The sequence below is a fragment of the Pseudomonas sp. microsymbiont 2 genome (assembly GCF_054788395.1).
Map to the genome: position 1 here is coordinate 4,875,339 of NZ_CM139112.1, position 13,050 is coordinate 4,888,388.

Annotated in this window: 10 protein-coding genes; 6 read left to right on the forward strand and 4 right to left on the reverse strand. The window is 66.2% G+C overall.

Annotated elements, in window-relative coordinates; all coding sequences use genetic code 11:
• Nucleotides 1–6 precede the first annotated feature (6 nt).
• The 4 genes from ACYUME_RS21985 (at nucleotide 7) to ACYUME_RS22000 (ending at nucleotide 5,171) form a co-directional block, all read left to right on the forward strand.
• On the forward strand, nucleotides 7–1,422 hold the full coding sequence (locus ACYUME_RS21985; RefSeq protein ID WP_460416860.1) for a heavy metal sensor histidine kinase: 1,416 nt from the start codon (nucleotides 7–9) through the stop codon (nucleotides 1,420–1,422).
• Nucleotides 1,423–1,552: 130 nt separating this feature from the next.
• Nucleotides 1,553–1,777 carry a hypothetical protein gene (locus ACYUME_RS21990; protein ID WP_460416862.1) on the forward strand — a complete coding sequence of 75 codons (225 nt, stop codon included), beginning with the start codon at nucleotides 1,553–1,555 and terminating at the stop codon, nucleotides 1,775–1,777.
• Nucleotides 1,778–1,980: 203 nt separating this feature from the next.
• Nucleotides 1,981–3,306 (forward strand): OprD family porin, encoded by a 1,326-nt coding sequence (locus tag ACYUME_RS21995; protein WP_460416863.1) that lies wholly within the window; start codon nucleotides 1,981–1,983, stop codon nucleotides 3,304–3,306.
• Between the two features lie 368 nt (nucleotides 3,307–3,674).
• Nucleotides 3,675–5,171, forward strand: coding sequence for a GGDEF domain-containing protein (locus ACYUME_RS22000; RefSeq protein ID WP_279880726.1), 1,497 nt, complete (start codon nucleotides 3,675–3,677; stop codon nucleotides 5,169–5,171).
• Nucleotides 5,172–5,196: 25 nt separating this feature from the next.
• Here the strand turns inward: ACYUME_RS22000 and ACYUME_RS22005 are convergent, their stop codons facing one another.
• Nucleotides 5,197–5,673 carry a ferritin-like domain-containing protein gene (locus ACYUME_RS22005; protein WP_279880682.1) on the reverse strand — a complete coding sequence of 159 codons (477 nt, stop codon included), beginning with the start codon at nucleotides 5,671–5,673 and terminating at the stop codon, nucleotides 5,197–5,199.
• 202 nt (nucleotides 5,674–5,875) lie between these two features.
• Between ACYUME_RS22005 and ACYUME_RS22010 the strand changes: the two genes are divergently transcribed.
• Nucleotides 5,876–6,097: a DUF3820 family protein gene (locus ACYUME_RS22010; RefSeq protein WP_110736839.1), complete on the forward strand. Its 222-nt coding sequence runs from the start codon at nucleotides 5,876–5,878 to the stop codon at nucleotides 6,095–6,097.
• Nucleotides 6,098–6,240: 143 nt separating this feature from the next.
• On the opposite strand, the gene ACYUME_RS22015 is transcribed toward ACYUME_RS22010, so the two are convergent.
• From ACYUME_RS22015 to ptsP, 3 genes are read right to left on the reverse strand one after another with little or no spacing between them, the layout of a single operon-like run.
• On the reverse strand, nucleotides 6,241–7,962 hold the full coding sequence (locus ACYUME_RS22015; protein WP_460416866.1) for a PTS fructose-like transporter subunit IIB: 1,722 nt from the start codon (nucleotides 7,960–7,962) through the stop codon (nucleotides 6,241–6,243).
• Nucleotides 7,962–8,909: a 1-phosphofructokinase gene (gene pfkB, locus ACYUME_RS22020; protein WP_460416868.1), complete on the reverse strand. Its 948-nt coding sequence runs from the start codon at nucleotides 8,907–8,909 to the stop codon at nucleotides 7,962–7,964. Before pfkB ends, ACYUME_RS22015 begins: the two co-directional genes overlap by 1 nt.
• Complete coding sequence (gene ptsP / locus ACYUME_RS22025) at nucleotides 8,909–11,758, reverse strand: phosphoenolpyruvate--protein phosphotransferase (protein ID WP_460416870.1); 2,850 nt, start codon at nucleotides 11,756–11,758, stop codon at nucleotides 8,909–8,911. The genes pfkB and ptsP overlap by 1 nt, the downstream gene beginning before the upstream one ends.
• Before the next feature lie 296 nt (nucleotides 11,759–12,054).
• On the opposite strand from ptsP, the gene cra reads away from it, so the two are divergent.
• Entirely contained in the window at nucleotides 12,055–13,050 is a 996-nt protein-coding gene (gene cra / locus ACYUME_RS22030) for a catabolite repressor/activator (protein ID WP_279880712.1), read from the forward strand.

Genomic DNA, 13,050 nt, shown 5'->3' on the forward strand with positions numbered 1-13,050 from the left:
TCGCCCATGAACCTTTTGCGTAGAAAACCCGGCAACTCGATCGCCCTACGCCTCTCGGCCCTGTTCACCCTGGTCGCCCTGGCCGTGTTCGTGCTGATCGGCAGCGCCCTGTACCGCCAGGTCGACCGCAGTCTCGACCTGCTGCCCGAGGCCGAACTGGACGCGCGCTTCAGCGTGCTCGAGTCCACCCTCAACCGCTACGGCACCGCCGAGCACTGGGCCAAGATCAACAACAAGCTCAACCTGCTGGGCGAGGAAGACCGGCGCATCCGCTTCTGGGTGGTGAGTGGCGACCCGGCCTTCGAATACGGGAAGCCAAGCGAACAGATCCGCGCCTTCGCCAACGGCGCGCAGGGCATGCGTGAGCTGCGCCTGGCCGCAAGCCCCTACCCCTACAAGGTACTGGTCAGCGAACTGCCGGCCCTCGGCAGCCGCCCGCCGCTGCGCTTTCTGATCGGCATCGACACCGAAACCTTCTGGCAGGCCCAGCACAGCCTGCTGGTGGCCATCGTCGGCCTGGCCGTGCTGGGCGTGCTGCTGGCCTCGCTGCTCAGCTACTGGGTCGCGCGCATCGGCCTCAAACCGCTGCAAGCGCTCTCCGACGAAGCCCAGACCCTCGCCCCGCCACGCCTGGACGGGCGCCTGCAGACCCACGACCTGCCGCCGGAGCTGGCGCAGTTCGCCGGCGCCTTCAACGCTGCCCTCGACCGGGTCAGCCAGGCCTATACACAGCTCGAAGCGTTCAATGCCGACGTCGCCCACGAACTGCGCTCGCCGCTGACCAACCTGATCGGCCAGACCCAGGTCGCGCTGACCCGTGGCCGCAGCGCCGAGCACTACTTCGAAGTGCTGCAATCGAACCTCGAGGAACTGGAGCGCCTGCGCAGCATCATCAACGACATGCTGTTCCTGGCCAGCGCCGACCAGGGCAGCAAGGCCACGGCCCTGAGCCACGCCTCGCTGGCCGAGGAAGTGGCCACCACCCTGGACTACCTCGACTACATCCTCGAGGACGCCCAGGTCAGCGTCAGCGTCAGCGGCGACGCCCAGGCGCGCATCGAAAAGGCCCAACTGCGCCGGGCGCTGATCAACCTGCTGAACAACGCCGTGCAGCACACCGCGCCGCAGCAGGTGATCCGGGTGCGCATCGAGGCGGATGCGGAACAGGTCAGCATCGCCGTGAGCAACCCGGGGCCGGCGATCGCCGAAGAGCACCTGCCACTGCTGTTCGAGCGTTTCTATCGGGTGGACGCGGCCCGCACCAACAGTGGCACGGGCAACCACGGATTGGGGCTGGCGATCGTCAAGGCCATCGCCCTGATGCATGGCGGCAGTGTCTTCGTGCATAGCGAGGCCGGTGCCAACACCTTCGGCATCAGCCTGCCAAGCGCTCAACTACAAGGGTTTGCGGTAAAAGTCTGAGGATTTGCGCGGCAATCATTACCTTTTGCGCAAGAGTGCTTATCCGAACAGGCTCTGTTTCGCCGGTGTCGACAGGACTAACTTTAGCCCTGTCTCCACTCACACTTGCATCGCAAGAAGGTTGCATCAAATGTCCAACAGTATGGGTATTGCCAGCGTCTTCGTCCTGTCTTCCCTGTTGTTGTCGCCCCTGGCCATGGCAGAAGAATCCCCGGCCTTCGTCGCCCGTAACGCCGAACTCTCCGCCGTGCATCAGGAGGCTCGCGAAGCCTATGCCGGGCAACGCAGCGATACGGTGAAAGACGTACAGCAGACTGCTTCCAAGGTTTCCAGCGACGGCAATGCCGACAGTTGATCGGCGCCTCGCGTTTCTCAGTTTTCCCTTGGCTACACCATGGGCACTGCCCGTGACGATATGTTAGCCTTTCAAAGCCGCTGCCCATCAGCGGCTTTTTTTATGTGTCGAAAATATCAGCCAGGCTGTTACGTCTCTAATAAGAAACTTGCAGACACGACAATAAAAACTGCCCCACCGCTTGACCAAAGGAGTTTGTACCGGTGCCTTTCGCGTTTCGTTTCACCCCGCTGTTCGTTGCATTGGCCGCAACGATGCCCGTCGCCGCACAGGCCGATGAAGACCAGGCTGATGGCTTCATCGAAGGTTCCACGCTGAACCTGCATTTTCGCAACGCCTACTTCAACCGCAACGAGAAGAACCACGACAACAACGACAAGCGCGAATGGGGCCAAGGGGCCGTGGCGCGCTTCGAGTCCGGCTACACCCCGGGCGTGATCGGCTTCGGTCTGGACGCCCACGCCATGGTCGGCCTGAAGCTGGACGGCGGAGCCGGCCACGCCGGAACCTCGATCCTGCCGAACCACGTCAAGGACGATGGCAGCCAGGGCGCGGCGCCGCACTCGTTCTCCACCGCCGGCGGCGCGATCAAGCTCAAGGGCTTCGACACCGAGCTCAAGGCCGGTGACCTGTTCCTCACCAACCCGGTGATCGCCGGTGGCGAGACACGCATGCTGCCGCAGACCTTCCGTGGCTTCGCGGTGACCAACAACAGCATCGACGGGCTGATGCTCGAAGGCGGCAAGGTCAGTTTCACCAAGCCGTACAACCAGAGCGGCCATCGCCGCATCAACACCTACTACAGCAACCAGACACCGGACCAGGACAGCCAGAACCTGAGCTGGGCTGGCGCTTCCTGGAGCGGTACCGAGAACATCACCGCCAATGTCTATGCCGCCGAGCTCAAGGACATCTGGAACCAGTACTACGCCGACTTCGACTACACCTACGCGGTCAACGACCTGGTCAGCCTCAATCCGGGCGTGCACTTCTATCACACCCAGGACACCGGCGAATCGAAGCTGGGCAGCATCGACAACAACACCTGGAGCGTGCACTTCACCGTGGCCGCCGGTTACCACAGCGTCACCGCCGCCTACCAGCGGGTCAACGGCAACACGCCGTTCGACTACATCAACCTGGGTGACAGCATCTACCTGGACAACTCGCGCATGTACTCGGACTTCAACGCGCCGAACGAGCGCTCGTGGAAGCTGCAGTACGACTACGACTTCGCCGGCCTCGGCGTGCCGGGCCTGACCTCGTCGCTGTCGTATTCGCGCGGCAAGGCCGACCTGACCAAGGCCAGCCAGGACACCCAGTTCTATGATTTCTACAATCCCGAGGGCCAGAACGCCCGGCACTGGGAGCGCGACTTCGACCTGAAGTACGTGTTCCAGGAAGGCCAGCTCAAGGACCTGTCGGTGCTGCTGCGCTATGCCACGCACCGGGCCAACGCGGCGTACTCGGACGCGGCGGACAACGACGAATTCCGCGTGATCGTGGATTACCCGCTGAACGTGTTCTGATCCGCAAGCCCGCTTCCACAGGCACTGCACAGTGTCCTGTGGAAGCGGGTTTGCCCGCGAGGCCGACACCGTGGTGGATGGCACGGGCTTCGCCCGTGTTCGCGGCGGTTCGGCGTCCCGACAAGCCCGCTCCCACAGGGATCGCGCCAGATTCTAAAAATTGAGCAAGACAGTTGCTCCCACACGGATCGCGCCAGATCGAGACATCCGAGCAGGACAGTTGCTCGCGCAGGCCCCTGCTGAAGCATTTCCGTCGGGCGAAACAGCTTTGATCTTGTCCGACAATCCCCCTCTTGCCTAAAATACCGCCGCCGCTTTTTGGCCCACTCCCCATGGATCCCGGGGCTTATGCAGTAGCGAGCATGACGTTGCCCACCCGATCACCACGATCCGCCCTGTACAAGTCGCACCCCGAGCTGGTCCTCAACCTGGGCAGCTGCCTCGCCGTGCTCGCCATTGTTGCCATCGTCAGCTACCTGCTGGCCCGTGAGCGCGACAGTGTCGAGCAGTCGGCCATGCGTTCGTCGAGCAACATCGTGCAGCTGATCGAAAGCGACATCCTGCGCAACGTCGAGCTCTACGACCAGTCACTCAAGGGCCTGATCTGGGCCGTGCAGCATCCCGAACTGCTCAACGTGCCGAGCAAGCTGCGCCAACAGATCCTGTTCAACCAGGCCTTCTCCGCCCCCGTGCGCGGCGACATCCTCTGGCTCGACGCCAAGGGCGATGTGCTCGGTGACTCCACCAGCGCGGTGCCGCGCCAGGCCAACTTCGCCGACACGGTGCCATTCCAGACCCATCGCGAACACCCCGGCCTGGGCCTGCTGATCAGCCCGCCATTCAAGGCGCGGCTGGGCAATCTGGACTGGTGCATCAGCTTCAGCCGGCGCATTTCCGACGCCAACGGCGAATTCCAGGGGCTGGCCGCCGGCGCCTTGCGCCTGTCCTATTTCAACGAGCTGTTCCAGCGCCTGGACATCGGCGTGGACAGCAGCATCAACCTGCTCAACACCAACGGCCAACTGCTGGCCCGTCAGCCGACCCGTGCGCAGGATCCGTTGATCGGGACCAGCTACAGCGAACGCCCCAATTTCCAGCGCATCCTGATCGAGCGCAGCGGCAGCTTCACCGCCACGTCCATGACTACGGGCGGCCAGCGCATGTACACCTTCGCCCGAGTCGCCGACCTGCCGCTGATCGTGCTGGTGGTGCACTCGGCCGACGAGGTGTTCCAGTCGTGGCGGCGCACGGCGATCCTGGTCAGCGTCGCCACTGGCGTGCTGTGCATCGGCATTCTCTGGCTCACCTTGCTGCTGGGCCGTGAGCTGCGCCGCCGTCACGATGCCGAGCAAGGCCTGGCGGCCTTGGCGGCGACCGACAGCCTCACCGGGCTGGCCAATCGGCGCCGCCTGGACCAGGTGCTGCGCCAGGAGTGGGCGCGCGCGCAGCGCAACCGCAAGCCGCTGGCGGTGCTGATGGTGGATGTGGATCATTTCAAGGCATTCAACCAGCGCCATGGCCATGCCGGTGGCGACCATGTGCTGCGCGAGGTGGCCACGACCCTGGCGCTGTGCACCCGCCGCCCGGCGGACCTGGCGGCACGCTACGGCGGGGAGGAGTTCCAGGTGGTGTTGCCGGAGACCGAGCTGGCCGGCGCCCTGCTGCTGGCCGAGCGCATTCGCGCCAGCGTCGAGGCGATGCCACCGTTCGGCGATGACCAGCGTTCGGTGACCGTCAGCGTCGGCATCGGCCTGCATGTTCCCGGGATGCAGCAGGACTTGACGGCCCTGTTGGGCGACGCCGACGAAGCCTTGTACCGGGCCAAGGCCAATGGGCGAAACCGGGTGGAAGGGCCTCAGGGCTAGGGGCCGCAGAACGGCCCCAAAAGTATCAAGACCGAGCCCGCGCCGCGTTACGCAGCGCCTTCACCTGGTCATGATTGCGCTGCACACCCTGCAGCTGTTTCTCCACCAGCGCATAGCTCTGGTCATTGGCGGAGCGCCCCAGCTTGACCAGCTTCTCGCGCGCTTCCTTGTAGGCTTTCAGGGCATGGTCCTCACCGCGCTCGACTTCGTTGAGCACCGCTTCCTCGTCCTTGCCGGTAACCATCGACTTGAGGTTCACCCAGCCACGATGCAGGTCACCGCTGATGCTGGTGCTGGTTTCCGGATCGCCGCCCAAACGACGCACTTCGCTCTGCAACTCGGCCGCGGCGCTGGCGCACTCACCGGCACGCTGCGCGAAGAACGCCTTGAGTTCAGGGTTCTTCACATCCTCGGCGGAGGTCTTGAAACCTTTCTCGCCATCCTTGCTGTACTCGATCAGGTCGTTGAGCACATCGATCGTGTCTTTGTTGGGATTGCTCATGGCAACTACTCCTTGGCAGGTGGAAGTCACCTTTACCCGAGCAGGCTTCATGCCAGGCCGAAATCTAAAAAATAATCCAATTAAATCAACAAGTTATATTTTTATAAAAACGCTGGGAAACGGCGTTCTGCATGATCGGCGCTTGGGTCGTCGTGCAGTTTGCAGTATGGTCCGCGCATCACCCGCCACAGGCCACCACCTGATGAAGCCCGAATCCCTGCAACTGCTGGTTACCCGCACCATGCCCTTCGGCAAGTACCAGGGGCGAATCATCGCCGACCTGCCCGGCGACTACTTGGCATGGTTCGCGCGCAAGGGGTTTCCGCCCGGAGAGCTGGGCGGGTTGCTGGCGTTGATGCACGAGATCGACCACAACGGGTTGGGCGATCTGTTGAAACCGTTGCGGGGCAAGACGCGGGGGTGACGGCCCTCTGTAGGAGCGGCCTTGTGTCGCGATCGGGCCGCAAAGCGGCCCCTGGATTTCAGCGTTCATGCAACAATCGCCGGGGCCGCTTCGCGCCCCTTTCGCGACACAAGGCCGCTCCTACAGGAATTGCGCAGGGCGGGTTACCCCTTGGCCGGCGCCACCACCAGTTCGACCTGCTCGCTCTTCTTGATCACCGCATACACCACCGCCGTCACCAGGCTCCCCGCCACGATCGCCAGCAGGTACAACAGCGCATGGTTGATCGCATTGGGGATCAGCAGCACGAACAGCCCGCCATGGGGCGCCATCAGCTTGCAGCCGAAATACATCGACAAAGCCCCGGTCAATGCGCCACCGGCGATGCTCGCCGGAATCACCCGCAAAGGATCCTTGGCCGCGAACGGGATCGCCCCTTCGGAAATGAAGCACAGCCCCAGCGCCAAGGCGGCCTTGCCGGCCTCGCGTTCGCTCTGGGCGAACTTGCGCCGGGCCAGGAAAGTGGCGATGCCCAGGCCGATCGGCGGCACCATGCCGGCGGCCATGGTCGCGGCCATCGGCGCATAGCTCGACGACGCCAGCAGCCCCACCGAGAACGCATAGGCGGCCTTGTTGATCGGCCCACCGAGGTCGACGCACATCATGCCGCCGAGCAGCAGCCCGAGCAGGATGGCGTTGGTGGTGCCCATGCTGTCGAGGAAATGGGTCAGCCCCTCGAGCATGGCGGCCACGGGCTGACCGACCACGTAGATCATCACCAGGCCGGTGAACAGGCTGGCCAGCAGTGGAATGATCAGGATCGGCTTGAGCGCGTCGAGGCTGCTGGGCAGGCGAACCCAACGGGCGATGGCCTTGGCGCTGTAGCCCGCGAGGAAGCCGGCGACGATACCACCGATGAAACCGGCGCCGAGCGTGCTGGCCAGCAGGCCGCCGATCATCCCGGGCGCCAAGCCCGGACGGTCGGCGATGGACCAGGCGATGTAGCCGGCGAGCAGCGGCACCATCAGCTTGAACGCCGCTTCGCCGCCGATCTGCATCAGCGCGGCGGGTAGCGTGCCGGGCTCCTTGTAGGCCTCGATGCCGAACACGAACGACAGGGCGATCAGCAGGCCGCCGGCCACCACCATCGGCAGCATGAACGAGACGCCGGTCAGCAGGTGCTTGTAGACGCCGGCCTTCTCGGCATTCGGCGACGCGCTGGGCGCATCCGCCGCGCTTTCCACCTTGCCCTCGGCCAGTGCCTTGTCCAGCGTGGCGCGGGCCTGCTTGAGGGCGATGCCGGTGCCGCAGCGGTAGATGCGCTTGCCGGCGAAGCGGGCCGCGGGCACTTCGATGTCGGCGGCCAGCAGCACGACATCGGCGTCGGCGATGGCTTCGGGCGGTAGTGGATTGCGCGCGCCGACCGAGCCCTGGGTTTCCACGGTGAGCTGGTAGCCCAGGGCCTGCGCCGCCTGCTGCAGGGCTTCGGCGGCCATGAAGGTGTGGGCCACGCCGGTCGGGCAGGCGGTCACCGCGACGATCTTCGGCGCACTCTGCCGTGAGGATGGCGCCGCTTCCCACATCCGAGCCCCGGCCGCGGCTTCGTCGAGAAAGCCTTCACGGTCCGCCAGCGCCTGGGCCGGCGTGCTCTGGAACAGACGCTTGCCCGCGAAGCGCGCCAGGTCCACCGGCCCGGTGCTGACCACCAGCACCCAGTCGGCCTCCAGGATCTGTGCCGGCGTCAGGCGGCGCTCGGGGTGCTCGGCATCCTGCACCTCGACACTGGTGCTCCAGCCTCGACGCTGGGCCGCGGCGGCCAGCAGGCGAGCGCTGAGCACGCTGGATACCTGGCCGTTGGGACAGGCGGTGACAATGGCGATGTTCATCAGCAGCCCTCTTCTTGTTGTTCTGCCAGGTGCACGGCGGCTTCCAGGCGCGCCAGTTGCTCGCGATCGTGGATGCCGAAACCGACCTGAGTGACCGCCTGGGCGGCGATGGCGGTGGCGCGGCGCAAGGTGACGGCGGGCGCTTCGGCCTGAAGCAGGCCATGGACCATGCCCGCTACCAGCGAATCACCGGCACCTACCGTGCTGGCGATGCGCACTTTCGGCGGTTGCGCGTGCAGTGCCAGGTCGGCGGCGAACCAGCTCACGCCCTGCTCGCCCTGGGACACCACCACATGCTCGATGCCGCTGGCCAGCAACCGCTGCGCGGCGGCGCGCTGGCCGACCGGATCCTGCACGGGCAACCCGAGCACCTCGCCCAGCTCCTCGGTGTTGGGCTTGACCAGCCAGGGCGCGGCTTCCAGGCCAGCGCGCAAGGCGTCCGCGCTGCTGTCCAGGGCCACCTTCAGGCCCAGCGACTTGAGCATCAGCAGCAGCTCGCGCAACCACTCGGGGCTGATCCCCCGCGGCAGGCTGCCAGCCACCACCACGGCATCATGCCCTGGGGCCACCTGAGCCAGGCGGCGCAACAAGGTGTCGCGAGCGGCCTCGTCGACCTCGGGCCCCGGCCCGTTGATATCGGTGACCTGGCCATCGGCTTCGACCAGCTTGATGTTGCTGCGAGTCTCGCCCGCCACGCGGACGAAGCAGTCGACAAACCCGCGCTGGGCGATCAGCGCCTCGAACGGCGCCAGGTTGTCGAGCCCGAGGAAACCGCCGACGGTCACCTGGTGGCCCAGATCGGCCAGCACCTGGGCGACGTTCAGCCCCTTGCCGGCGGCATGGCTGTGCTGGGCCTGGCTGCGGTTGACCGCGCCGGGGCGCAGCCGATCGAGGCCGATGGTGATGTCCAGCGCCGGGTTGAGGGTGAGGGTGAGGATCTTGGCCATCAATAACGCTCCACCAGCGCCCGAACTGCCTCGGCGCTGTCTTGTCGCAGGGCCTCGCGCGCCAGGGCGCGGGCCGTTGAAAGGTCGGCCTGGCGCACCAGTGCCTTGACTTCAGGGATGCTGCGGGCGGCGACGCTCAGCTCGTCCACCTCCAGGCCCAGCAGCACCGCCACCGCTTGCGGATCGGCCGCCAGCTCGCCGCATACGCCCACCCACTTGCCCTGGGCATGGGCGGCGCGCACGGTCATGTCGATCAGGTTGAGCACCGCCGGGTGCAAGCCGTCGGCCTGGGCCGAGAGGCTCGGGTGGCCACGGTCGATGGCCAGGGTGTACTGGGTGAGGTCGTTGGTGCCGATGCTGAAGAAGTCCACTTCGCGAGCCAGCTGCTGCGCCAGCAAGGCAGCCGAGGGCACCTCGACCATGATGCCCACCTGCAGATCAGCCACCGGGATCTCCTGGCGCAGCTGCTCGACCATGGCCTTGGCGGCGCGCCACTCGTGCAGTTGGCCGACCATGGGGAACATGATACGCAGCGGGCGGCCATCCGCCGCGCGCAGCAGGGCGCGCAGTTGATCCTCCATCACCTGCGGACGTTGCAGGGTCAGGCGCACGCCACGCACGCCGAGGAAGGGGTTTTCCTCGGCCGCGATCGGCCAGTACGGCAAAGGTTTGTCGCCACCCACATCGAGGGTACGGACCACCAGTGGCCGCCCGTTCAGGCCATCGAGCACCCGACGGTATTCGGCCTCCTGGGTCGCCACGTCAGGCAACTGTGAATGGGCCATGAAGATCAGTTCGGTGCGCAGCAGGCCAATGCCTTCGGCGCCCTGCTCCACCACCTTTTCGATGCCGTTGCTTTCGCCGATGTTGGCGAACACTTCGACGGCATGGCCGTCGCGAGTCTGCGCGGGCTCATGGCGGTTGGCCCAGGCGATCTGCAACCGGCGCTCACGGGCATCGCGCTCGGCCAGGGCCCGTTGCAACTCGGCCTCTGGCGGCGCGACCACGACGCGTCCGCGCTGGCCGTCGAGCAGCAGCGGCGTGCCGCTTTGCAGCAACAGTATCGCCGCCCCGGCCCCGACCACCGCCGGAATGCCCAAGGCCCGGGCGACGATGGCGCTGTGCGCCGTGGCGCCGCCCTGGGCGGTGACGATACCGGCGACCCGGGCCGGGTCCAGGCGGGCAACATCGGACGGACCGACCTCGGCCATCACCAGCACGTAGGGTTGTTCGGGTTCGGCGCCCTGCTGCACGCCACACAGCTGTGCCAGCACCCGGCGACCGATGTCACGCAGGTCGGCGGCGCGCTCGGCCAGCAGCGCATCGTGCAGCGCCTCCTGCTGGCGGGCGGCGCTCTCGATCACCGCCATCCATGCGGCGGCGGCGCTCTCGCCCTGGGCCAGGCGCAGCTCGACGTCGTCGGTCAGGGCCGGATCGGCCAGCATTTCCTGGTGGGTGACGAAGATTTCGCCGATGGCCTTGTCGCTGCGTTGCACCAGGGCCTGCAGGTCGGCATGCACCTTGTCGATGGCCACTCGCAAACTGGCGCGCTCCTGGCCAGGCGACTCGCCGCGCAGCGGATAGTCAATCTCGCGCTCGACGCAGACATGGGCCGGGCCACTGGCGATACCCGGCGCGGCCGCGACACCCAGCAGGGTGCTGCCGGGCGCCGGGGCCTGGAGGGTTTCGACCGCTGACTGCTCCACCGCTGTCGTTTGCGCCAAGGGCTCTACGTCCTCGCCCAGCCCCTGCTCGATGGCAGCCAGCAGCACTGGCAAGGCATCGGCGGCAACGCCCGGCTCGGCGATCAATTCCAGAACCTGGCCACGGCGCACGCCGAGGCTCAGCAACTTGCTCAGGCTCTTCACCGAGACGGCGGGCTGGTCGCTGCCTTGCACACGTACACGGATCTCACCCTCGAAGCCCTTGGCCAACTGCGCCAGCACCTTGGCCGGGCGAGCGTGCAGGCCATGGGCGTTGGCCAGCAGCGCGCGCGCGCTCGGCCAATCGGCGGGCGCCTCGCCGCCGAGCACTTCGAGCACCGCGCGGCTGCTGGTGGCCTGGTAGAGCATCTGCCCTCGGCCCTCGATCAATACCTCGCACAGCCGTTCGAGCAGGGCCTGATGGGCCGCGCCGAGGCTGGCCAGGCAGAACAGGCCATTGAGCGGCTGATCACGGTAGCGCAGAGGCTGTTGCGGGGTGACGAAAGCCAGGCCCGGCTGGCGCACCTCGCGTTCGCTGTGCAGCCACCACAGGCCCTCACCCAGCGGCAGCGCTTCGGTCTGCTGCAGCACGGCGGCGAAACCGCTGTCGACGCACCCGGCCCGTTGCAACAGGCGAGCGCCGCGCCAGGCCAGCTCGTCGAAGTCTTCCGCCGCCAGGTTGAGGCCAACCAGCTGGGCATCCAGCGCCAGCTCCCGTGGCGCGCCTTGCAGCAGCTTGAGCAGCGCCTCGGCGCTGGCGGCCCGACGCAACGCTTCGGCCAGGTCGGTCTCGCCCAGGGCGCGGGTCAGCAGTTGCAGTAGGCGCAGGTGTTCATCGGAACGCGCGGCGATGCCAATGGCCAGGTAGACGATCTGGCCATCGCCCCAGTCCACGCCATCGGGAAACTGCAACAGGCGCACGCCGGTGGCGAACACCTGATCACGGGTCTGCGGCGTGCCGTGGGGGATGGCGATGCCTTGGCCAAGGAAGGTCGAGCCTTGCGCCTCCCGGGCCTGCAACCCCGCCAGATAACCCTCTGCGACCAGACCATCGGCAACCAGCCGGTCGGCCAGCAGCGCCAGTGCCTGACCCTTGTCGGCGGCGCGCTGGCCCATGGCAATCTGCTCCACGGCAAGCTCGAGCATGACCCTCTCCTTTTGCGGCGGCCCAGTCGGCCACCGAGGTATTGTTGTGGAATTCGCTGGCAAAAGCCGCCAAAACGAACAGCGCAAGGGGCGAACACGGATTTCGCGGCAGGAAATTTCGCCTTGCTGAAACGTTTAATCTGACCAGACGGCCACGTTACTCGATAATCTGCCGACGAAAAAGCCCCATCCTGTCGGACAATTGCGACAATGGTCGTCTGCGCGCGGGCCCGCCGATGGGTGAAACTAGCCGGTCAAGCCCCGCAGCCAGTCCCGGAAACAACAAGGAAAATTCGGTGAAACTCAGCGATATCGCCCGTCTGGCCGGTGTGTCCGTGACCACCGCCAGCTACGTCATCAATGGCAAGGCCGAACAGCAACGCATCAGCAACAGCACCGTCGAGCGCGTGCGCGCGGTGGTCGAGGCCCACGGCTTCACGCCCAATCCCCAGGCCGCCGGCCTGCGCAGCCGGCATACCCGCACGCTGGGCTTCATTCTCCCGGATCTGGAGAACCCCAGCTACGCCCGCATCGCCAAGCAGCTGGAGCAAGGCGCCCGCGCCCGCGGCTACCAGCTGCTGATCGCCAGCAGCGACGACCAACCCGACAGCGAGCGCCAGTTGCAGCAATTGTTCCGCGCCCGGCGCTGCGACGCCTTGTTCGTCGCCAGCTGCCTGCCGCCGGAAGACGACAGCTATCGCGAACTGCAAGCCAAGGGCCTGCCGGTGATCGCCATCGACCGACGCCTGGACCCGGCGCACTTCTGCTCGGTGATCAGCGACGACCGCGACGCCAGCCGCCAACTGGCCCAGAGCCTGCTGAGCACCCGTCCGCGTAGCATCGCCCTGATCGGCGCCCGCCCAGAGCTGTCGGTGAGCCAGGCCCGCGCCGGTGGGTTCGACGAAGCCCTGCAAGGCTTCGATGGCGAAGCGCGTCGCTATCAGGGCGAAGCCTTCAGCCGCGAGTGCGGCCAGCGTCTGATGCAGCAATTGATCGATGAACTGGGCGGCCTGCCGGACGCCCTGGTGACGACCTCCTACGTGCTGCTGCAGGGCGTGTTCGACACCCTGCAGGCACGCCCGGAGGATTCGCGTCAGCTGCAACTGGGCACCTTCGGTGACAACCAGCTGCTCGACTTCCTGCCGCTGCCGGTCAACGCCATGGCCCAGCAGCATGGGCTGATCGCCGCCACCGCACTGGAGCTGGCCCTGGCCGCCATCGAAGACAAGCGCTACGAACCCGGCGTGCACGCCATCGGCCGCACGTTCAAGCAACGGATCGCCAAGGCCTGA

Bases quoted from the DNA above. Each gene is read 5' to 3' on its own strand.
- ACYUME_RS21985 (WP_460416860.1), top strand. From the start codon at position 7: ATGAACCTTTTGCGTAGAAAACCCGGCAACTCGATCGCCCTACGCCTC.
- ACYUME_RS21990 (WP_460416862.1), top strand. From the start codon at position 1,553: ATGTCCAACAGTATGGGTATTGCCAGCGTCTTCGTCCTGTCTTCCCTG.
- ACYUME_RS22005 (WP_279880682.1), bottom strand. From the start codon at position 5,673: ATGAGCAATCCCAACAAAGACACGATCGATGTGCTCAACGACCTGATC.
- ACYUME_RS22010 (WP_110736839.1), top strand. From the start codon at position 5,876: ATGAAGCCCGAATCCCTGCAACTGCTGGTTACCCGCACCATGCCCTTC.
- ACYUME_RS22015 (WP_460416866.1), bottom strand. From the start codon at position 7,962: ATGAACATCGCCATTGTCACCGCCTGTCCCAACGGCCAGGTATCCAGC.
- pfkB (WP_460416868.1), bottom strand. From the start codon at position 8,909: ATGGCCAAGATCCTCACCCTCACCCTCAACCCGGCGCTGGACATCACC.
- ptsP (WP_460416870.1), bottom strand. From the start codon at position 11,758: ATGCTCGAGCTTGCCGTGGAGCAGATTGCCATGGGCCAGCGCGCCGCC.